We start from the raw sequence: 20,837 nt of genomic DNA, 5'->3' as shown, positions 1-20,837 counted from the left end.
TCGGAAGGTGCGGACGCATGCAGTCGGTCGCGGGGCGCGGGGTGGCGCACGCACGGGAGGCCCGGTGCGGGTCTCGTGGACCGGCCCCGGGCCTCCCGTGGGTGCGACGACTACGCGCGGTGCGCGGGCGGGTGCCCCGAGTCGTGCGCGTTGGCGTCCGGCGCAACGGGGAGGGCGTGCGACCCCGTGTAGGTGTCCTCGTGGCCGGGCTGGCCGGGCTGGCCGGGCTGGCCGGGCTGGCCGGGCTGGCCGGGCTGACCGGGCTGACCGGCGACCGGGTGCGACCGCTCGAGCTTCGCGCCCTCGACGTCGACGTCCGGCACGATCCGGTCGAGCCACTTCGGGAACCACCACGCGCTCTGGCCGAGCAGGTGCATCGCAGCCGGGATGAGCAGCATGCGGACGACGAACGCGTCGATGAGCACGCCGAACGCCAGCCCGAAGCCGATCGGCTTGATGGTGGAGGAGTCCGAGAAGATGAAGCCCGCGAACACCGAGATCATGATGATCGCCGCTGCCGTGACCACCGCGCGACCGGCGTGCAGCCCGCGCTGGACCGCGACCTTCGCCGAGGCGCCGTGGGCGTAGGCCTCCCGCATGCCGGACACCAGGAACAGCTGGTAGTCCATCGCCAGGCCGAACAGGATGCCGATCTCGATGATGGGCAGGAAGCTCAGGATCGGTGCCGGGTCGTGCACGCCGAACACGGAGCCGAGCCAGCCCCACTGGTAGATCGCGGTCAGGCCACCGAAGGACGCCATCACCGACAGGATGAAGCCCGCCGTCGCCGTGATCGGGACCAGGAAGGACCGGAACACGATGATCAGGATGATGAGCGACAGGCCGACGACCACCACGAGGTAGAGCGGCAGGACGTTCGACAGCTTCTCGGACACGTCGATGTTGGCGGACGCGTTGCCCGCGACACCGAGCGTGACCGTGCCGTCGTCGGTCGTGACGGTCTGGTCGCGCAGGTCCTTGACCAGGTTCTCGGTGGAGATGCTGTCGGGACCGCCGCCGGGCTTCACCTGGAACGCGATGATGTCGCGGTCCGACGAGGTGCCGATCGGCAGGACGGCCTTGACGTCGTCGTTCTCCGCCAGGGCCTCGCCGATGGTGACCTCGGTCGCGGTGACGTCGGACTTGCTGATCGACTCGGGCAGCGTCGCGACGACGAGCAGCGGGCCGTTCTGGCCGGCGCCGAACTCCTCGTCGAGGGCCTTGTACGCCTTGTACTGGCTCGAGTCGACGGACTCGGACGCGCCGGTCGGCAGGCCGAGGCGCATCTGTGTCGCGGGGAGCGCGATGGTGCCGAGCACGGCAACGCCGGCGACGAGCGTGACGATCGCGCGCCAGGTCTTCATCGGCTTGTTCGGCACCCGGGTCGAGCCGGTGTTGCCGATCTTCGCGCGCTCCTTCTTCCGCAGGATCCGCATCCCGATCAGGGACAGCAGTGCCGGCGTGAAGGACGTGGCGATGAGGATCGCGAAGAACACCGCGACCGCACCGACGGTGCCCATGAGGCCGAGGAACGGGATCCCGGTGATGTTCAGCGCGAGCAGGGCGACGATGACGGTCGCGCCGGCGAACACCACGGCGTTGCCCGAGGTGCCGTTCGCGAGGCCGATGGACTCGTGCACCTGCATGCCCTGCTTCAGCTGGGTGCGGTGTCGGTTCAGGATGAAGAGCGAGTAGTCGATGCCGACCGCCAGGCCCAGCATCACCCCCAGCACGGGCGTGACCGAGATGAACTCGACCAGGCCGGAGAACGACAGCGAGGCGAGTGAGGCCACACCGACACCGAGCACGGCGCTGACGAGCGGGATCGCCGCACCGATGATCGTGCGGAGCATCAGGAAGAGCACGAGCGCGGCGATGATGACACCGACGATCTCGCCCGGGCCGAGGATCGACGGCACACCCTGGGCGATGTCGTTCGACACGTACACGTTGACACCGCTGATGTCGGCCGAGTCGGCGTCGTCCGCGATCGCCGTCTTCGTGTCGGCGGGGACCTCGTAGGTCGACTTCGTGAACTGGACGGTGCCGATGACCGCGCTGCCGTTCGACGACACGAAGCGGACGTCCTTCGACAGGTCGAGGAGCTTCGAGCCCTGCTCCAGCTCCTCGGCGCTGTCGTCGAGCTTCTTCGTGTTCGCGTCGATCGTCTTCTGCGCGTCGGCGATCTGCTGCTCGCCAGCGTCGATCTGCGCCTGCTGGGCGTCGATCTGGGCCTGCGCCTGCTGGAGCTGCGCCGCCGCGGCCTGCGCCTGCGCTGCCGGGACCGCTGCGGAGCCGGCTGCCTGCGCCTGGGCCTTCTGCGCGTCCAGCTGCGCCTGCGCATCGGCGATCTGCTGCTTGCCGGACGTCAGCTGCGCCTTCTGGGCGTCGAGCTGGTCCTGTCCGGTCTCGAGCTTCGCGCGGCCGTCGGTGATCTCCTTGCGGCCGTCGACGATCTTCTGGCGCTGCTCGTCGAGCTGGTCCTGGGTGTCGAACCCGCTCGTCGCACCCTTGACGCCGTCGAGCTTCTCGACCTCGGTCAGGAAGTCCGCGATCTCCGACTTCTGCGCGTCGGTGAACGCCTTGCCGTTCTTCGTCTCGAAGACGATCGTGCCGTTGCCGCCGTTCGCGGACGGGAACTTGTCGGCGAGCTCGTCCTGCACCTGACTGGTCTTGGTGTTGGGGATCGAGATCGCCGACGAGATCGTGCCCGAGAACAGGCTGTAGGTGACGCCGGCGACGGCCATGATCACCACCCAGGTGATGATCACGAGCCAGTGGCGTCGTGCGGAGAACCGTCCGAGACGGTAGAGGAGACCGGCCATGCGGTTGCCCCGTTCCTTTCGTTGCAGGTGCTGTGTGGAGCGGGGTGCGCCGGTGGACCCCTGGGGAGGGAAGTGTCAGTCGGTGGGCATGTAGCCGCTGCGGACGCTGTGCACGAGTCGTGCGAGCAGGGCGTCCCAGTCGGCGACGGACTGCTCGTCGACCGCGGGGCCGGAGGTGGCCAGCCAGTGTTCCGCGATCACGACGATGCCGCTCATGAGCGACTCGACGAGCAGGGCCGCGTCGAGGGGATCGGCCGCCGGGTAGCGGCGTGCGACCTCGTCGCGGAGTCGTTCGGTGACCCGCGAGAACGCCGTCTGGGTGAGGACCGCGGCCTTCGGGTCGTCCTTGCCCGGGTCGCCGAGGATCCGGTACATGCTCGAGATCGCGGCCGCCAGGTCGGCACCGCGTGCGGCGGACTCGAGCTCGTCGAACATCGAGGCCCGGCTGCCGTCGCCGATCGGGGTGCGCGCCATGTCGGCGAGGAACCGGTCGATGATCACGGACAGTTCCTGCTCGCACACGGCCAGCAGGACCTCGTCCAGCGAGGCGAAGTGGTTGAACACCGTGCGCCGGGCGATGTCGGCCCGCGCCGCCAGGTCGTCGACGCTGAACTCACGGCCGCCGCGTTCGTCGATCAGGTCACGAGCGGCCTGCAGGATCGCCGCACGGTGCTTCGCCTTGAGGGCGGCGCGGCGGTCGGTCGTGAGGGTCACAGATGAGAACACTAGGTGCATCGATGCACTCGGTGCAACGAGCAGGAGGACATCTTCAGGTTCGTACCCCGCGGTGGAAACACGGTTCTGAACAGATGTGCACGTGATTGACTGCACCCAGCACGACCGCCGGTGCGACCGGTGGCGCGACCGCCAGCACGCCCGCCGTACGAAGGAGTACCCGATGCCCGTCCGCCTGTCCCCGGAGACCCTCGACGAGATCGCCGCGAGCGGCGTCGCCGTCCCGACCTACGACCGCAGCGGGATCACCGCCGGCATCGTGCACTTCGGCGTCGGCGGCTTCCACCGCGCGCACCAGGCGATGGTGGTCGACCGACTGCTCCAGCAGGGCGAAGCGCGTGAGTACGGCATCTGCGGCGTCGGTGTCCTCGAACAGGACCGCCGGATGGCCACCGCGATGGCGGAGCAGGGCGGGCTGTACACGCTCGTCCTCAAGCACCCGGACGGCACCCGCGAATCCCGCGTCGTCGGCAGCATCGTCGACTACCTGCTCGCAGTCGACGACCCGGACGCCGTGGTCGAGAAGATGGCGCACCCGGACACCAGGATCGTCAGCCTGACCATCACCGAGGGCGGCTACAACTTCGACCACGTCACCGGCGAGTTCGTCGCAGACGAACCCGGCGTCGCGGCCGACCTGCGCGGCGACGGACCACCCCGCACGGTGTTCGGCCTCGTCGTCGAAGCCCTGCGTCGGCGGCGTGACCGCGGCGAGCAGCCGTTCACCGTGATGTCGTGCGACAACATCCAGGGCAACGGCCACGTCGCCCGTGACGTGTTCACCGCCTACGCCCGCCTGCAGGACTCGGCGTTCGCGGACTGGATGGACGAGCACGTGTCGTTCCCGAACTCGATGGTCGACCGCATCACGCCGGTCACCGCCGACGAGGACCGCGCCTGGGTCCGCGACGAGCTCGGCATCGAGGACGCCTGGCCCGTCGTCGCCGAACCCTTCTTCCAGTGGGTGCTCGAGGATGACCACCCCGCGGGGCGCCCGCCGTACCAGGACGCCGACGTGCAGATCGTCGAGGACGTCGAGCCGTACGAACTCATGAAGCTCCGGCTGCTCAACGCCTCGCACCAGGGCCTGTGCTACTTCGGGTACCTGTCCGGCTACCGGTACGCGCACGAGGCCACGCAGGACCCGGCGATCGCCACCTTCCTGCGCCGGTACATGGACGAAGAGGGCTCGCCGACCCTGCACCCCGTGCCCGGCATCGACCTCGAGGACTACAAGTCCACCCTCATCGAGCGCTTCCAGAACCCCGAGGTCCGCGACACCCTGGCCCGGCTCTGCGCCGAGTCGAGCGACCGGATCCCGAAGTGGCTGCTGCCCGTCGTGCACGAGAACCTCGCCGCCGACCGCCCCGTCACGTTGTCGGCGGGCATCGTCGCGTCGTGGGCGCGCTACGACGAGGGCACGGACGAGTCCGGCGAGCCGATCGAGATCGTCGACCGGCTGGCCGAATCGCTGCACCGCATCGCGCTCACCCAGCGCGACGACCGGCTCGCCTTCATCGCGAACCGCCAGGTCTTCGGCGACCTGATCGACGACGAACGGTTCGTCGCGGCGTACCGCGACGCCCTCGACGGGCTCATCGCCGACGGCGCGCACGCCACGGTCGAACGCTTGTCGCGTTCCTGACGCGGGTCGCGCCCTGCGCGTGACCGGACGGCGGACGGGAGGCCCGGTGCCAGCTGGCACCGCGCCTCCCGTCCGATGCCCGGTAGCGTCGAGACCATGGCGACGATCGCGCTCATCAGCGGCGCTCCCGGGAGCGGCAAGACGACGCTCGCTTCGGCACTCGCCGCCGAACTCGGCTGGCCGCGCGTCGACCGCGACCAGCTGTACGCCGGGTTGATGGCCGGCGCCGACCTCGGTCGCGACGAGGTCGTGCCGCACGGCGTCCGGTTGTTCTGGACTGCGACGGCGCACCTCGCGGCAGCCGGGTGCAGCGTCATCGCCGACGCGACGCTGTACTGCGGTCAGTCCGAGGCTGACGTGCGCTCTGCCCTGGTGTCGGCCGGGGACGTGCGGAACGTGCACTGCCGATCCCCGCTGGCGTTCGACCGGTTCGTCGCCCGCGGTCACCGACAGGAGCTGAACGACCGGGTCGCGCGCAACGCGCCGGTCGTCGCCGAGCCGCTCGATCTCGGCGTCCCGCGGCTGGAGGTCGACACGACCGACGGATACGACCCGCTGCTCCCGCAGATCGTCGACTGGTTGCGCGGTTCGTCGTGAACCGGACCGACCGCCTGTACGCGCTCGTCGAGGAGCTCCGTGCCGCGGCGCCCGCCCTGCGGAGCGCACGCCGACTCGCCGAGCGGTTCGGGGTGAGCGTGCGCACGGTGGAGCGGGACCTGCTGACCCTCCAGCAGGCCGGCGTGCCGATCTGGGCCGAGCCCGGCAGGACCGGCGGGTACACGATCGACGCCCGTGCGACGCTCCCGCCGCTCGGGCTGACCGTCGACGAGGCGCTCGCGGTGGCGATCGGCCTCGGCACGCTCGGCTCCAGTCCCTTCCGTGACGCGGCTCGCAGCGCCGCCCGCAAGGTCACCGCGGTGCTGGCCGAGGACGACGCCCGACGGGCAGCGCGGCTCGCGAGCCGGGTGCACCTGCTCGAGTCGGGGGAGCGCACACCTGCTCCCACGGCGCTCGCCGGAGCACTGACCGGCGGGCGCGTCGTCCGGATGCGGTACCGCGATGCAGCGGGCGCGGAGACCGATCGCGTCGTCGAACCGCTCGGGTACATCGGGAAGGGCGAGGACTGGTACCTCGTCGCGTGGTGCCGGTTGCGTGACGGTGTCCGGGCCTTCCGCGGTGACCGGGTGCTGGCGGTCACGGAGACCGACGAGCCGGCACCGCCACGGGTGGTCCACCTCGACGAACTCGACATCCCGCACGGCGTGCTGCGTCCGGTGCTCGGCGACTGAGCCGCCCGATCCGCGTGCTGATCCGCCGAAACACCGACAGGACGCTGTCGCGGGGGCCCCGCATGCTCGACGAGTCCGGTCACGGTGGCCGGCCAGGAGGGCATCCCATGCAGTTCGCATCCATCCGGATCATCACCGACGACCTCGACGGGATGGTGCGGTTCTACGAACGCGTCACCGGCACCGAGGCTCGGCGGCCCGCCCCGGTCTTCGCCGAGATCGTGACCGGAGGCGCCGTGCTCGCACTCGCGACCCCGGCGACGGTGGCGATGCTCGGAGCGGCTGCGCCGGAGCCCCGCACGAACGGCGGCGTGTTCCTCGAGTTCGTGGTGGCCGACGTCGACGCCGTGTTCGAGGAGTTGCGCGCCGAGCTCGACGACGTCGTGCTGCAGCCGACGACGATGTCGTGGGGCAACCGGTCGGCGCTGTTCCGCGACCCCGACGGCAACCTCGTGAACCTCTTCAGTCGCCCCGCCTGAGCGAAGCCGCTCAGCGCGGCGTTCCGGCGCACGTGCAGCGCGCTCCGGACGGCCACCGGCGGCTGATCGCGCGCGTCACGCACTGGACGCAGCCACCCGCCCCGGCGGACGGGCCGTGGCGGGCGTCACCCGGGCCTCCCGTCCGCTCTGGATCGCGACCCGGATCGCGCCGCACCGTCAGTCGTCCGGGAGCACGTCGTCGTCCCACGGCACCGGCGTCGTCTCGCCCGTCTCCCAGTCGTGGCGCAGGATCCCGTAGCCGACCGACGCGACCGCGCGGCCGCCCTCGATCGGCCACCCCTCGCGGTAGTGCGCCTCCTTGACCCACCCAGCTCGCCCGAAGACCCGGCGCATCGCCGTGTTGTCCTCGCGGGTCTGCCCCTCGAACCGGGTCACCGACGGCATGGTGCCGAACACGTGGTCGGTGACCGCGCGCAGTGTCGGGACGCCGAGTCCGCGGCCGCGGAACGCACCGGCGATGCGCAGGTCGAACAGCGGGACCGGGTCTTCCAGGTCCTCGAGCCGGACGAACCCGACGCGACCGTGTTCCGCGTGGTCGATCCAGTACGAGTCGTGCTCGTCGTCGCGGTAGGACCCGGAGTCCACTGCCTCGACGGCGTCCGCCCGGCTCCACGACCGCCGCACGTGGAAGGGAAAGTCCTCGGTCGACAGGAAGTCGACGAGGGCATCGTGGTCGATCCCGATCGGGTCGAGCCGGATCAGCCGGACGGAGCGGTCGGTCATCCCGCCACGCTAGCGGGGCTGCAGCGTGGTGGCCCAGCGTCCGATCGCGTCGTACGCCTGCTCCCGCACGTCGGGCGCGGACAGCACCACGTCGTGCACGGCTCCCGGCAGTCGGCGGACCGTCACCTCGTTGCCGAGTGACAGGGCTCGGTGGGCCACCGTGTCGACGTTCAGCGCGACGTCGGCGTGTGCCATGCCGGGGTCCCACCGGGGTTGCAACATGCTCTTGTCGCTGAGCATGACCAGGACGGGGACCTGGATGTCGAGCCCGTGCTCGACCGTCTCCTGCCCCGCGAAGACCGCCGCGAGCCACCCGGGGTGCAGGGGGAACCCGCGTTCCGGCCGCCACTGCTGGTCGTACGTCCACGAGCCCTCGCCCGCGGCCGACACGGTGCGCGTGTAGAAGCCGGGATCGACGGCGGGCATCGGGGCGAGGGGGTTCCGCTTCGCGCCGAGCTTGATGACGGGCGCGACGATCGCCCGGCCCACGGCGGTCGCCTGGAACTCGAGCCAGGGACTGTTCAGGATGATCCCGTCGACGAGTTCCGGGTGCCGCGCAGCCCACAGCGACAGCGTCAGACCGCCGGTGGAGTGCCCCATCAGCACGAGTCGCCGCTCACCGGGGCCGGGATGCTCGGCGGACACCGCGTCGAGCGCTGCGGCGATGTCCTCGTCGTACACCGCCAGGTCGTCGACGTTCCCCGGGGTCTGCTGGGGGCGGAGGCTCCGGCCGTACTTCCGCAGGTCCAGTGCGTGGAAGCGGGCACCGAGCCGTTCGAGCCGCTCGGCGAGCTCCGTCTGGAAGAAGTAGTCCGACCACCCGTGCACGTACAGCACGTCAGCGCCGTGCAGCGGTCCGCGCCCGTGCAGCAACAGGTCGGTCGGGGTGTGGCGACGACGGACCAGGGTGGCGACGACGGGCCCCTCGGAGTCGGTGCCGAGCGGGAGTTCGAGTCGCTCGTAGGGCGCCCCGAGGACGTCCTCGTGCCAGCGCTGGACGACCATGTCCCCACCGTATCCGGCACCGCTGCGGGTGGTACCGGGGTACCACGACCGCCCCGCGGAGATCGTCTGCGACGGCGATGTGGCGGACCCGGCCGTCTCCGTACCGTTGCCGCATGATCGAGATCCAGAACCTCACCAAGCGCTACGGCGAGAAGGTCGCCGTCGACGACGTGTCCTTCACGGTGCGTCCCGGCGTCGTCACCGGCTTCCTCGGTCCGAACGGCGCCGGCAAGTCCACCACGATGCGCGCCGTCGTCGGGCTGGACCGGCCCACCTCGGGTACCGCCCACGTCGACGGGCGCCCCTACCGTGAACTACGCGACCCGCTCCGTCGCGTCGGCGCGCTGCTCGAGGCGAAGGCCGTCCACAAGGGCCGCAGCGCCTTCGAGCACCTGTCGGCGCTCGCCGCGACGCACCGGATCCCGGCGGCCCGCGTGCACGAGGTCATCGGGATGACCGGCCTCGAGAACGTCGCGAAGAAGCGCGTCGGCGGGTTCTCGCTCGGCATGGGGCAGCGGCTCGGGATCGCGGCGGCCCTGCTCGGCGACCCGCAGACGCTGATCCTCGACGAGCCGGTCAACGGCCTCGACCCCGAGGGCGTCGTGTGGGTGCGTCGGCTCGCCCGCAGCCTGGCCGCCGAGGGGCGTGCGGTGTTCATCTCGAGCCACCTGATGAGCGAGATGGCCCTGACCGCCGACCGCATCGTCGTGATGGGCCGCGGCCGCGTGCTCGCGGACACGGACATCGCGGACCTGGTCGCCGCCGCCACGGAGCGGTCCGTCACCGTCCGGACGCCGGAACCCGAGCGGCTCCTCGACGCGATCGCCGGACCGGACGTCACCATCGGCTACGAGGGCGACGGGGCGCTGCAGGTCCGTGGCCTCGGCGCCGAGCAGATCGGTGAGGCAGCGGGTGCTGCCGGCATCGTCCTGCACCAGCTCGCCACCACCGAGGCGAGCCTGGAGCAGGCCTACCTCGAACTCACGCACGACCAGGTCGAGTACCGATCGGAGGTGGCCCGGTGAGCGCGGTCACGAGCAACACCCTGCCGCGGCACGACGGAGCCGGCAGCCACTCGTCCGGCAGCTACTCGTCCGGCATCCACTTCTCCGGCGTCCTGCGCTCGGAGTGGATCAAGCTCCGCTCGCTGCGGTCGACGGCGTGGAGCTTCCTGCTGCTGCTCGTCCTGCCGATCGGCATCGGCGTGCTGTTGGCGGCCTTCGCGGACACCGACAGGCAGGGGCTCTCCGGCGACGCGGCGCGGAACGCCCTGGTGCAGTACAGCACGAGCGGCACGATGCTCTCGGTCCTGATCGTCGCGGTGATCGGCGCCCTCGTCGTCACCGGCGAGTACGGCACCGGTATGATCCGCTCGTCGTTCGCGGCGGTCCCGCGGCGGTCGGTCGCGCTGGCGGCGAAGGCGATCGTCCTCGCCGTGGTCGTCTTCGTCACGAGTGCCGTCAGCGTGTGGGCCACCGCGTTCATCACCCTGCCGATCGCGGCGGGCCGGAACGTCGAGGCGTCGCTGGACGCGAGCGTCGCGATGCCGCTGCTCGGCGCCTCGGTCTACCTGACGCTCATCGCGCTGCTCGCCTTCGCGGTCGGGGTGGTCCTGCGTTCCACCGCCGGGGCGATCGCGTGTGTGCTCGGGCTGATGCTCGTCGCCCCGGTCGTCGTGCAGTTGGTGCAGTCGTTCACCGGAGCGGACTGGCTCGGCACGCTCACCAACCTGCTGCCGCAGAACGCTGGGCAACCGCTCATGCAGTTCGGCACCGAGGTCACCTCGGGATGGCACGACGGCGTCCTAGCCTTGGGGGGATGGAGCGGATTCGCGGTACTGCTGGCCTGGGTGGTCGTCGCTTCGGTGACGGCGCTCGCCCTGGTCGAGAAGCGGGACGCGTGACCTCTGCCGACCTCGCCCCCGGTGCCGTCCAGGACGGCGCCGGGGGCATCGCCCTGCCCGACGCACCCGGCCGACTCCGGCGGTTCTGGGCGCGCCACCCGGTCCTGACCGATGCGCTGCTCATGGTCTTCTGGGGCGCGATCGAGGTCGTCGTGGCGTTCCGGAGTGCGTGGCAGGTCGACGGGAGCCCCGCCGCGCGGCTCACGGTCGTCGTCCTCGTGGTCATCGCCGTCTCCGGCATCCCGCTCCGGCGCACGCACCCCGCGGCGACGGCGGTGCTCGGGCTGGCGTCGGTCGTCGCGATGACGTGGACGGAAGCGGGGTACTCCCCGGTGCTCTTCACGGTCTACGCCGCGACCGTGTGGTGGTCGCGCGCCGCCGGCTGGTGGACGGCCGCGGTCGCCACGGTGCTGGCTGCCGGAGCCACGGCCCTGCGCGTCTGGGTGATCGCACCCGGATCCGGCGGGCTCGCCGACGTCCTGTACCCGCAGCCCACGGCCTTCCTGCTCGCATCGGTGCTGATCGGGATCAACGTCGCCAACCGCCGTCGCTACACGCAGGCCCTGATCGACCGCGCGCACCAGCTGGCACGGGAGCGCGACCAGCAGGCGCAGCTCGCCACCGCCGCGGAACGGGCCCGGATCGCGCGCGAGATGCACGACATCGTGTCCCACTCGCTGACCGTCATGGTGCGGCTGGCCGAGGGTGCGGCGGCCGGGGCCTCCTCCGGGCCGTCGTCCGGCGCGGCCGAGTCCGCAGCGACGACGGCCATGCGCGGAGTCGCCGACGTCGGCCGCGGCGCGATGGGGGACATGCGCCGCATGCTCGGGGTGCTCGGCGGCGACGGTGAACCCGCGCTCGCGCCGCAACCGGGCGTCCACGACGTCCCGCAACTCGTCGACCGGTTCCGTGCGCTGGGCACGCCCGTCGCCCTCGAACTCGTCGGCGTCGTCCCCGAGGACGACGCCCTGCAGCTCGCCGTGTACCGGGTCGTGCAGGAGGGCCTCACCAACACCGCCCGGCACGCGCAGCACGTCCGATCGGTGGACGTCCAGGTGGCCGCGTCCGCCACCGAGGTCACCGTGGTCGTCACCGACGACGGTCGGACGGGAGGCCCGGCTCGGCCCGACGGGTCGGCGCACGCCACGACGGGGTCGGGTCGAGGGCTCATCGGGATCGACGAGCGCATCCGCGCGCTGGGTGGGCAGGTGCGCGCGGGCTCCCGCGACGGCACCGACGGTTGGCAGATCCGGGCGACCATCCCGGTCAGGACGGAGGACCGATGATCCGCGTCGCGATCGTCGACGACCAGCAACTCATCCGGACCGGGTTCCGGCTGCTGCTCGAGGCACAACCCGACATCGAGGTCGTCGGTGAGGCCGGCGACGGCGGTGCGGGCGTGCGGCTCGTCCGTGCCCTGCGTCCGGACGTCGTGCTGATGGACGTCCGGATGCCCCACGTCGACGGCGTCACGGCGACGGCCGCGATCGTCGAGCAGGTCCCCGAGACCCGGGTGCTCGTGCTGACGACCTTCGACCTGGACGAGTACGCGTTCGGTGGCCTGCGTGCCGGGGCGAGCGGGTTCCTGCTGAAGGACGTGAGCGCCGCGCAGCTCCTCGACGCCGTCCGGTCCGTGGCAGCGGGCGAGGCCGCCGTCTCACCGCGGGTGACGCGCCGGATGCTCGAGCTCTTCGGCTCGGTGCTGCCGGACGACCGGCCGGCGGGTCCGGACCCGCTGGAGCCCCTGACCCCGCGCGAGCGCGACGTGCTGCTCGCGATGGCCCGCGGGCTGTCGAACCCCGAGATCGCCGCGCACCTGGTGACGAGCGAGTCCACGGTCAAGACCCACGTCGGGCGGGTGCTCGGCAAGCTCGGGCTGCGCGACCGGGTGCAAGCGGTGATCTTCGCCTACGAGCACGGACTGGTGCCGCGGTCCTGACGGGGCGCCGATCGCGTGGCGGCGCGCTCAGCTGCGGGGTGCGCGCGAGAAGAACAGGGTGATCGCGCCGAGGGCGATGGACGCCACGATGAGCACCCAGGCGAGCACGGGGATCAGCCCGTCCCACGGGGTGAACAGGAGCACGATGCCGATCACCAGCACGACGGCGGCGGCGATCAGCACGAGGCGATGCGGTCTTGCCGGATGGGTTCTGGTCACATGGGTACCGTACGCGTCCGGACCGCGGACGGGCGGAACGCCGATGCGCCCGGCGATCAGCCCCGGGCGTCGACTCCGCGGCGGTGCCGTGCCGCAGGGTGGCGGCTCGGCAGTCGTGACGGCCCGCCGCCCTGAACGCGCTGGCGAAGCGTCTCGCCGTCGGTGTACCGCTCGGGCAGCCGGCCGCGTTCCCGCAGCAGTGGGGTGACGTGGGTCGCGAAGTCGCGCACGGTGTCGAACGAGTGGTACTGCCGCAGGTTGATGCCGTCGATCCCGTCGTCGTCCAGCCAGCCTTCGATCTGTTCGGTGACGGCCTCGGGGACACCGGCAGCCCAGAAGGCGCCGTGCCATGCCTCGTTCACCCGGTCCAGGAGCTCTCCCACGGTCTGGTCCAGGGCAACGCGGCCGACCAGCCGCTCGCCGCCCTCCACCCCTTCGGCATCGAGTGCGTCCCGGACGGAGCGGGTGCGCGGGTGCGCGAGGGCGTCGAAGGGCACGCTCCCGTGGATGAGGGGGCCTTCCTCGCTCTGGAACGCGCGGTACTGGGCGACCTTGTCGTCCACGTCGCGCTGCGTCGGCGCGGTGATCACGGCGGCCTGCGTCACGAACTTGACGTCGTCACGGTCACGGCCCGCCGACTCGGCGGCGGCCCGGACGGCGTCAGCGGTGCGCTCGACGCCGTGCCCGCCGGTGAAGACGACCTCGGCGTGCCGGCCCGCGCGGGCGATGCCGGCCGGCGAACCGGTCGCCAGGAACAGGGTCGGGGTGCGCTGCGGCGACGGCTCGGACAGGTGCGGGCCGGCGACCCGGAAGTGATCACCGACGTGGTCGATCGGGTGGACCTTCGCGGGGTCGGTGTAGATCCCGCGTTCGGCGTCCCGAAGGACGGCGCCGTCCTCCCAGGAGCCCTCCCACAGCTGGTACAGCACCTCGAGGTACTCGTCAGCGATCTCGTACCGGGTGTCGTGCGGGATCTCGGTCGCCAGGCCGAAGTTGCGGGCTGCGTTCGGGAGGTAGCTCGTGACGACGTTCCAGCCGACGCGGCCGTTCGTCAGGTGATCGAGCGTCGACATCCGTCGCGCGAACGCGAACGGGGGCTCGTAGCTGGTCGAGAAGGTGATGCCGAAGCCGAGGTGCTCCGTCACGGCCGCCATCGCCGGGACCACGAGCATCGGGTCGTTGTTCGGGATCTGCAACCCCTCGCGCAGCGCCGGTGCAGCGGAGCCGCCGTACACGTCGTAGGCCCCGAGGACGTCGGCGATGAACACCGCGTCGAACTGCCCGGCCTCGGCGGTGCGCGCCAGCTCGGTCCAGTACCGGATGTCCGTGTAGCGGTGCCGGTTGTTGCCGGGCAGGCGCCACAACCCGTGGGTGATGTGGCCGACGCAGTTCATCTCGAACACGTTGAGCAGCAGGCGTTTCGGCATCCCCCGAGCGTAGGAACCGACGCCGGATCCCCGGTGTTCGTGACGGAGTGCTACGTGCGTGGCGACGTCATCCGACGGCACAGAGCGGACCAGGTGTGACGCCGGATGTCCGTCCGTTGCGGAGTGTTGCCCGGCGCTCGCGGCCGACGGACCCCGGCCGTACCGTCCTTCCCCATGGTTCGTCTCTCACTCCGACCGTTCGTGGTCGCGGCCTCGGTGGTCGCCGTCGTGACGCTGCTCGCGGGCTGCGCCGACGGGTCGACCGCCGCGGGCCGCGACCGGGGCCCGGTCCGCGGCGGCACGCTCGTGTACGCCACCGACCGCGAACCGACCTGCCTCGACCCGCACAACTCCGGGGACATGCCGCAGACGTACATCGCCAGGCAGTACCTGGACTCGCTCGTGTCGCTGCAGGAGGACGGCAGCGTGCGGCCGTGGCTCGCGTCCAGTTGGACGATCTCGGACGACGGCAAGCAGTACGACTTCACACTGAAGCAGGGCGTGCGGTTCACTGACGGCACCCCGTTCGACGCTCAGGCCGTGGTGGACAACTTCACGCAGATCCTCGACCCAGCGACGCAGTCCTCGACCGATCTGCTGTACTTGACGGGGTACTTCGACAAGGCCACCGCGATCAGTGACCACGTCGTCCGGGTCTCCCTGAAGCGGCCGTACTCCCCGCTCCTCGCCGCGCTGTCGCAGGCGTTCTTCGGCATGGAGTCGCCGAAGGCCATGGCACGGGGACTCGCCGCGAACTGCGAGTCGCCGGTCGGCACCGGGCCGTTCGAGGTCACGAAGTGGAACCACGAGCGGGACGTCGAACTGGTCCGGAACGACACGTACAACAGCGCGCCGGACGACGCGAAGCACCAGGGTCCCGCGTACCTGGACGGCATCACGTGGAAGTTCCTGAAGGACAACACCACCCGGTACGGCGCACTCAGCTCGGGCGAGGCGGACGTCATCTTCAACGTGCCGCCGGAGAGCGAGGGCCTGGCGAAGTCGGATCCGTCGATCGAGCTGCAGTCGTTCGTGCACTCGGGATCGCCGTTCAGCCTGGACATCAACACGCAGAGCGCGGTCTTCAGCGACATCCGCGTCCGCAAGGCGTTCGTGCACGCCTCGGACGCGAAGGAGGCCGTCGAGAGCGCCTACAACGGCGTGTTCCCGTACGAGGGCAACAACGTCTCCTCGGGCACACCGCACTACGACGCCGCGCACCACGAGCCCTTCCCGTACGACCCGGCAGCGGCGAAGGAACTCCTCGACGACGCCGGCTGGAACGGCCGTGACGCCGACGGCTACCGGACGAAGGACGGACGGACGCTCACGGTGAAGCTGCCGTACAACGCGGACTCCGCCGAGACCCCACCGGCGGACGTCACGATCCTGCAGGACATCCAGGCGATGGAGAAACGCGTCGGGATCAAGGTCGTGCTGCAGGCGCTCGACTCCTCCTCGATGAACGCCGTGTGGGGCGACCCGAAGGCCTACGACCTGCTCGGGAACTACTGGAACAGCCCGACCCCGCACGTCATGTACATCAAGTACTCGAAGGCGACCTACGACGTCGACAACGGGCAGAACTCGGCGTTCGCCTACGACGACGAACTCGACCGGCTGCTCATCGAGGGCACGGCGACGACCGACCCGGCGAAGCAGGCGACCGCGTACTCGAAGGCGCAGGCACTGCTGTCGTCCAAGGCCTGGTCGCTGCCGCTCTACCCGATCCAGACCCGCCTCGGGATCTCCGAGCGCGTCAGCGGCGTGTGGATCGAGCCGAGTGAGGGCGAGCCCGTCCTCTCCGACGCCTACTTGATCGACGGAGGCAAGTGATGGTCGTCCGAGTCACACGGCGCCTCGTCGAGGCGGTGGTCCTGCTCCTCGCCGTCGGCACCATCGTGTTCTTCCTCGAACACGCGGTGCCCGGTGACCCGGCGGTCGCGATCCTCGGTGGTGCCGCTGCTCACCCCACGAAGGAAGCCGTCGCCGCCGTCACGGAGCAGTACGGTTTCGACCGGCCGCTCATCGTGCAGTACGGCGACTTCCTCGGCGGGCTGTTCCGGCTCGACTTCGGGGAGTCCTACACACTGAAGCAGTCCGTCACGACCGTCATCGCGGGACAGATCGGCCCGACCCTGGCGCTGACGGTGTCCGCGCTCGTCATCGCGTGGTTGCTCTCCATCGCCTCGACGCTCCTCACTGCCGGACGTCCCGGAATCGTCGGACGCCTCGGCTCGGTGCTCGAGACGGTCGCGGCCGGACTCCCGCAGTTCTGGCTCGGCCTCGTACTGCTGCTCGTCTTCGCGGTCCAGTTGCACTGGTTCCCGGTCATCGGGTCGGGCGTGCTCGGCATCGTCCTGCCGGCGCTGACCCTGGCCATCCCGCTCGCCGGGTTCCTCGGGCAGGTCACCCGCGACGAGTTCGAGGACAAGCAGCAGCAGCCGTTCGTCCTCTCCGCCCGCAGCCGTGGTCTGTCCGACCGTGCGATCCGCGGGAAGTACGTACTCCGGCACGCGGCGCTCCCCGGAGTCACGCTGTCCGGCTGGGGGCTCGGATCGTTGGTCTCGGGAGCCGTCATCGCCGAGGTCGTGTTCGCCCGCCAGGGCATCGGGCAGGTCCTGGTCACGGCCGTGAGCGCGCAGGACCTGCCGCTCGTCATCGGCATCACCTTCGTCGTGGCACTCGTCTACGTCGTGGCGAACATCCTGACCGACATCGCGTACGTCCTGGTGGACCCGAGACTGCGCCACACGAGCGGAGCCGCAGCATGACCACCGCAACGATCGCACCCAGCGAACCCCGTGCCCTGCAACCAGACCCGGCACCGGCCGAGGCCGGTGTCCGCACGGTGCGTCGAGCCTCCCATCCGTTGCGCCGCGTCTCGTTCTGGGTGGCCGCCGCCTTCATCGCGCTCGTCGCGATGGCGGCCCTCTGGCCATCCCTGCTCGCACCACAGGACCCGCTCGCCATCGACCTGGGCAAGAGCTTCGACGCACCCAGTGCGCAGCACGTCTTCGGGACCGACCAGTCCGGCCGGGACGTCTACTCGCGTGTCGTGCACGGGGCCGGCCAGTCGGTCCTGATCGGGGTCGGCGCGACCGCGCTCGGCCTCGCCGGGGCCGTCCTCCTCGGCGTCCTCGGCGGACTCGGCGGCCGAGCGGTCGACGCCGTGGTGACGCGTGTCATCGAGGTGCTCTACGCGTTCCCGGGCATCCTGCTCGCGCTCATCCTGATCGCCGTCTTCGGGTCGAGCGCCGGGACACAGATCCTGGCCGTCGGCATCGCGACGATCCCGGGGTACGCCCGGATGGTGCGTGGGCAGGTGCTCGCGGTCCGCGGGGCCGCGTACGTGCAGGCCGAACGCGCGCTCGGGCACTCCTCGGCGCACGTGCTGTTCCGGACGCTGCTGCCCAACGCCTTCCGACCGCTCACCGTGCTCGTCACGCTCGGCATCGGGCAGGCGATCGTCTGGGCGTCCGCGCTCGGGTTCCTCGGCATGGGCGTGCAGCCGCCCGCCCCGGAGTGGGGCGCGATGCTCAACGCCGGCCGGAACTACCTGCAGCAGGCGTGGTGGCTCGACTTCTGGCCGGGCGTCGTGATCGTCCTGCTCGCGCTGTCACTGACCGCCGTCGGTCGCGCCCTGCAGACCCTGACCCAGCCTGGAGGCCCCCGGTGACCACCGCATCGCAGCTCACGTCCGCCACGGCGTCCGTCCCGTTCCGTGGTGGCGACGATCCCGTCGTCGACGTCCGGAGTCTCTCCGTCGCCTTCGGCGGCCGCACCGTCGTGCAGGACGTCTCCTTCACGCTCGAGGCCGGACGCTGCGTGGCGATCGTCGGTGAATCCGGCTCCGGCAAGAGCGTCACGGCCCGGTCGCTGCTCGGGCTGAACGGTCCGACGTCGACGACCACGGCCTCGACGCTGTCGCTCGGCGGACGCGACCTGCGCGACCTGTCCGACGGCTCGTGGCGGAAGGTGCGCGGGAAGGAGGCCGGGTACGTGCTGCAGGACGCCCTCGTCTCGCTCGATCCGCTCCGGAAGATCGGGGCGTCCGTCGCCGACGCGCTCCGGGTGCACGGCGTCGGACCGCGGGCGGAGCGCGAACGGCAGGTGCTCTCGCTGCTCGAGCGCGTCGGGATCCCGTCGCCGTCGTTGCGTGCGCGGCAGCTGCCGTCGGAACTGTCCGGCGGGCTCCGGCAGCGCGCGCTCATCGCCGCGGCGATCGCCCTCGACCCCGCGGTGCTCATCGCCGACGAGCCGACGACGGCGCTCGACACCACCGTGCAGGCGCAGATCCTCGCGCTCCTCGACGAGCTCCGCGCAGGCGGGACCGGGCTCGTGCTCATCAGCCACGACCTCGGCGTCGTCGAACGGCTCGCGGACGACGTCGTGGTGATGCAGCACGGTGTCGTCGTCGAGCAGGGGCCGGTCGGCGCCGTCCTCGGCGACCCGCAGGACCCGTACACGAAGCGGCTGCTCTCGGCGATCCCCGCAGCGCACGCGCCGGGCACACGGTTGTCCGACGCTCCCCGTGCCACCCTCGCGCCGCGGCCGGCCTCGCGGCCGGTGCCCGTCGCCGGATCGGTGGTGCTCTCCGTCTCGCACGTCAGCAAGCGCTACCGCGGCCCCGACCGGGTCGTCCGGACCGTGGTCGACGACGTGTCGTTCGACCTGCGCGCAGGGGAGACGCTCGGGATCGTGGGGGAGTCCGGCTCCGGGAAGTCCACGACGGCTGCCATCGCCCTCGCGCTGACCCCGCCGTCCTCGGGCTCCGTCACGTTGGAGGGACGGCCCTGGTCGGCACTGTCGGAGCGTGCTCGTCGCGGTGATCGACCGCGGATCGCAACGGTGTCGCAGGACCCCCTGTCGTCGTTCGACCCGCGCCGCAGCGTGGGAGAGCTGATCCGTTCGGCGCTCACCGGGGCGCGAGCCGCCCGTGGCACACCCGAGGACGGTCGTTCCGACACCGCTCGCACGGAGGAGCTGCTCACGGGCGTCGGACTCGACCTGTCCATCGCACGCCGGCACCCGTCGACGCTGTCCGGCGGCCAGCGACAGCGCGTCGCCATCGCCCGCGCGCTCGCCACCGATCCAGACGTGCTCGTCCTGGACGAGGCCGTCAGCGCGCTCGACGTGTCCGTCCAGGCGCAGGTGCTCGACCTGCTCGCCGACATCCGACAGGAGTACGGAACCGCTGCGCTCTTCATCTCGCACGACCTCGGTGTGATCCACCACGTCAGCGATCGCGTGCTCGTGCTGCGCGACGGTCGTGTCGTCGAGGAGGGAACGGCCGACCAGGTGTTCCGCTCGCCGCGCGACCCGTACACGCAGGGGCTGCTCGACGCGATCCCGGGCGTCAGCGCCCACCGGAACCTCCAGGAGGAATCATGACCACCACGACACTGCCCACCCCCACCTCCCTGCTGGAGCGCTTCGCGCCGGTGTTCGAGCGGATCGCGGCCGGGGCGGTGGAGCGCGAGCAGAGCCGTTCCCTGCCGCACGAACCGGTCAGGTGGCTGGCGGATTCGGGCTTCACAGCCGTGACGGTGCCGACGTCCTCCGGCGGTGCGGGTGCGTCGGCGACCGACCTCTTCGCGCTGCTCATCCGTCTCGCGGAGGCCGACTCGAACATCCCGCAGCTCCTCCGCGCGCACTTCGCCTTCGTCGAGGAACTGCTGCTCGAACCCGACGTCGTCCGCCGTGACGAGTGGTTCACCCGCATCGCCGCGGGCGAGGTCTTCGGCAACGCCAGCCACGAGCGCTCGACCGCAGCGGTCGGATCCCTGTCGACGCACATCGTGCCCGACGGCGACGGCTGGCGCCTGCACGGTGAGAAGCACTACAGCACCGGCACGATCTTCGCCGACTGGACGACCGTCTCCGCGCGCACACCGGACGGGCACACCGTCGGGGTCACCGTGCGGGTCGACGACCCCGGTGTGGAGGTCCGCGACGACTGGAACGGCTTCGGGCAGCGGCTGACCGGCAGCGGCACGACGAAGTTCGACGGCGTCCGCGTGGAGCTCTGGCAACTCCGACCCGAGCGTTCGGAGCGGCGAACCGTGCTGCCGGCGTTCCTGCAGACCGTGCTGCTGGCGTCGCTCGCCGGGGTCGGCGCCGCGGCCGCCCGCGACGCCGCATCGTTCGTACGGTCACGGACCCGGCACTACCAGCACGGAGTCGGGGCGACCGCGGCCACGGACCCGCTCGTGCAGTCCGTCGTCGGCCGCATCGCATCGGACGCGATCGCCGCCGAGGCCCTCGTCCTGGACGCCGCCGCGGCCATCGACGCTGCGCACGGCGCGATCGAGTCCGGTGATGACGGAGCCGACGCGCTGATCGATGCGGCCGAACTCCGGACGATCGCCCTCCAGGGAGTGGTGGTCGAGATCGTGCTGCGGGCGGCGACCACGCTCTTCGAGGTCGGCGGGGCCAGCGCCACCGACCGTGACCGTTCCCTCGACCGGCACTGGCGGAACGCGCGGACCCTGTCGTCGCACAACCCGGTGGTGTTCCAGCAACGGGTGATCGGCGACCACCTGGTCAACGGCTCCCCGCTGACCTACTTCTGGGCCACGGGTGAGACCGGGTGATCACGCCGGCTGACCTCGTGCGGAGCTACGC

Annotated in this window: 19 protein-coding genes; 13 read left to right on the top strand and 6 right to left on the bottom strand. The window is 71.2% G+C overall.

The features are described 5' to 3' along the window. Window positions 1-110: 110 nt before the first annotated feature. Together KZI27_RS15975 and KZI27_RS15970 are read right to left on the bottom strand one after the other, a co-directional pair. Window positions 111-2,825, bottom strand: a complete 2,715-nt coding sequence (locus KZI27_RS15975; protein ID WP_222658384.1) for an MMPL family transporter — start codon at window positions 2,823-2,825, stop codon at window positions 111-113. 75 nt (window positions 2,826-2,900) lie between these two features. Beyond that, complete coding sequence (locus KZI27_RS15970; protein ID WP_222658383.1) at window positions 2,901-3,539, bottom strand: TetR/AcrR family transcriptional regulator; 639 nt, start codon at window positions 3,537-3,539, stop codon at window positions 2,901-2,903. A 184-nt stretch (window positions 3,540-3,723) separates the two neighbouring features. Between KZI27_RS15970 and KZI27_RS15965 the strand changes: the two genes are divergently transcribed. The 4 genes from KZI27_RS15965 (at window position 3,724) to KZI27_RS15950 (ending at window position 6,973) form a co-directional block, all read left to right on the top strand. Then, window positions 3,724-5,205, top strand: a complete 1,482-nt coding sequence (locus KZI27_RS15965; RefSeq protein ID WP_222661433.1) for a mannitol dehydrogenase family protein — start codon at window positions 3,724-3,726, stop codon at window positions 5,203-5,205. A gap of 96 nt (window positions 5,206-5,301) precedes the next feature. Continuing rightward, window positions 5,302-5,802, top strand: a complete 501-nt coding sequence (locus KZI27_RS15960; protein ID WP_222658382.1) for an AAA family ATPase — start codon at window positions 5,302-5,304, stop codon at window positions 5,800-5,802. After that, window positions 5,799-6,494: a helix-turn-helix transcriptional regulator gene (locus KZI27_RS15955; RefSeq protein WP_222658381.1), complete on the top strand. Its 696-nt coding sequence runs from the start codon at window positions 5,799-5,801 to the stop codon at window positions 6,492-6,494. Before KZI27_RS15960 ends, KZI27_RS15955 begins: the two co-directional genes overlap by 4 nt. A 107-nt stretch (window positions 6,495-6,601) precedes the next feature. After that, the gene (locus KZI27_RS15950) at window positions 6,602-6,973 is read left to right on the top strand and encodes a VOC family protein (RefSeq protein WP_222658380.1); all 372 of its coding nucleotides are present in this window, start codon (window positions 6,602-6,604) and stop codon (window positions 6,971-6,973) included. A 177-nt stretch (window positions 6,974-7,150) separates the two neighbouring features. On the opposite strand, the gene KZI27_RS15945 is transcribed toward KZI27_RS15950, so the two are convergent. Further along, on the bottom strand, window positions 7,151-7,717 hold the full coding sequence (locus KZI27_RS15945; RefSeq protein WP_222658379.1) for a GNAT family N-acetyltransferase: 567 nt from the start codon (window positions 7,715-7,717) through the stop codon (window positions 7,151-7,153). A gap of 9 nt (window positions 7,718-7,726) precedes the next feature. Continuing rightward, complete coding sequence (locus tag KZI27_RS15940; protein ID WP_222658378.1) at window positions 7,727-8,722, bottom strand: alpha/beta hydrolase; 996 nt, start codon at window positions 8,720-8,722, stop codon at window positions 7,727-7,729. 113 nt (window positions 8,723-8,835) lie between these two features. Between KZI27_RS15940 and KZI27_RS15935 the strand changes: the two genes are divergently transcribed. The 4 genes from KZI27_RS15935 to KZI27_RS15920 are packed head-to-tail and all read left to right on the top strand — an operon-like array spanning window position 8,836 to window position 12,564. After that, window positions 8,836-9,747, top strand: coding sequence for an ABC transporter ATP-binding protein (locus tag KZI27_RS15935; RefSeq protein ID WP_222658377.1), 912 nt, complete (start codon window positions 8,836-8,838; stop codon window positions 9,745-9,747). Continuing rightward, window positions 9,744-10,625, top strand: a complete 882-nt coding sequence (locus KZI27_RS15930; RefSeq protein WP_222658376.1) for an ABC transporter permease subunit — start codon at window positions 9,744-9,746, stop codon at window positions 10,623-10,625. The genes KZI27_RS15935 and KZI27_RS15930 overlap by 4 nt, the downstream gene beginning before the upstream one ends. Then, window positions 10,622-11,911, top strand: a complete 1,290-nt coding sequence (locus tag KZI27_RS15925) for a sensor histidine kinase (protein WP_222658375.1) — start codon at window positions 10,622-10,624, stop codon at window positions 11,909-11,911. Before KZI27_RS15930 ends, KZI27_RS15925 begins: the two co-directional genes overlap by 4 nt. Continuing rightward, window positions 11,908-12,564, top strand: coding sequence for a response regulator (locus KZI27_RS15920; protein ID WP_111086225.1), 657 nt, complete (start codon window positions 11,908-11,910; stop codon window positions 12,562-12,564). The genes KZI27_RS15925 and KZI27_RS15920 overlap by 4 nt, the downstream gene beginning before the upstream one ends. Before the next feature lie 27 nt (window positions 12,565-12,591). Here KZI27_RS15920 and KZI27_RS15915 read toward each other — a convergent pair whose 3' ends face one another. Together KZI27_RS15915 and KZI27_RS15910 are read right to left on the bottom strand one after the other, a co-directional pair. After that, complete coding sequence (locus tag KZI27_RS15915) at window positions 12,592-12,783, bottom strand: hypothetical protein (protein ID WP_146249808.1); 192 nt, start codon at window positions 12,781-12,783, stop codon at window positions 12,592-12,594. A 56-nt stretch (window positions 12,784-12,839) separates the two neighbouring features. After that, a complete protein-coding gene (locus KZI27_RS15910; RefSeq protein ID WP_222658374.1) occupies window positions 12,840-14,210 on the bottom strand; it encodes an NtaA/DmoA family FMN-dependent monooxygenase in 1,371 nt (456 codons plus the stop codon). A 174-nt stretch (window positions 14,211-14,384) separates the two neighbouring features. On the opposite strand from KZI27_RS15910, the gene KZI27_RS15905 reads away from it, so the two are divergent. The 5 genes from KZI27_RS15905 to KZI27_RS15885 are packed head-to-tail and all read left to right on the top strand — an operon-like array spanning window position 14,385 to window position 20,806. Then, window positions 14,385-16,046 carry an ABC transporter substrate-binding protein gene (locus KZI27_RS15905; RefSeq protein ID WP_222658373.1) on the top strand — a complete coding sequence of 554 codons (1,662 nt, stop codon included), beginning with the start codon at window positions 14,385-14,387 and terminating at the stop codon, window positions 16,044-16,046. Then, entirely contained in the window at window positions 16,046-16,984 is a 939-nt protein-coding gene (locus KZI27_RS15900; protein WP_111086228.1) for an ABC transporter permease, read from the top strand. The genes KZI27_RS15905 and KZI27_RS15900 overlap by 1 nt, the downstream gene beginning before the upstream one ends. Then, window positions 16,981-17,889 (top strand): ABC transporter permease, encoded by a 909-nt coding sequence (locus KZI27_RS15895; protein ID WP_222658372.1) that lies wholly within the window; start codon window positions 16,981-16,983, stop codon window positions 17,887-17,889. Before KZI27_RS15900 ends, KZI27_RS15895 begins: the two co-directional genes overlap by 4 nt. Next, window positions 17,886-19,604 carry a dipeptide ABC transporter ATP-binding protein gene (locus KZI27_RS15890; protein ID WP_222658371.1) on the top strand — a complete coding sequence of 573 codons (1,719 nt, stop codon included), beginning with the start codon at window positions 17,886-17,888 and terminating at the stop codon, window positions 19,602-19,604. The genes KZI27_RS15895 and KZI27_RS15890 overlap by 4 nt, the downstream gene beginning before the upstream one ends. Continuing rightward, the gene (locus KZI27_RS15885; RefSeq protein WP_222658370.1) at window positions 19,601-20,806 is read left to right on the top strand and encodes an acyl-CoA dehydrogenase family protein; all 1,206 of its coding nucleotides are present in this window, start codon (window positions 19,601-19,603) and stop codon (window positions 20,804-20,806) included. Before KZI27_RS15890 ends, KZI27_RS15885 begins: the two co-directional genes overlap by 4 nt. Window positions 20,807-20,837: the final 31 nt, after the last annotated feature.

The sequence above is a fragment of the Curtobacterium sp. TC1 genome, from assembly GCF_019844075.1.
In the GTDB taxonomy this organism is placed as follows: Bacteria; Actinomycetota; Actinomycetes; order Actinomycetales; family Microbacteriaceae; genus Curtobacterium.
The sequence above is the reverse complement of the archived record's forward strand: the minus strand, read 5'-3'. Positions and strand labels throughout refer to the sequence as shown.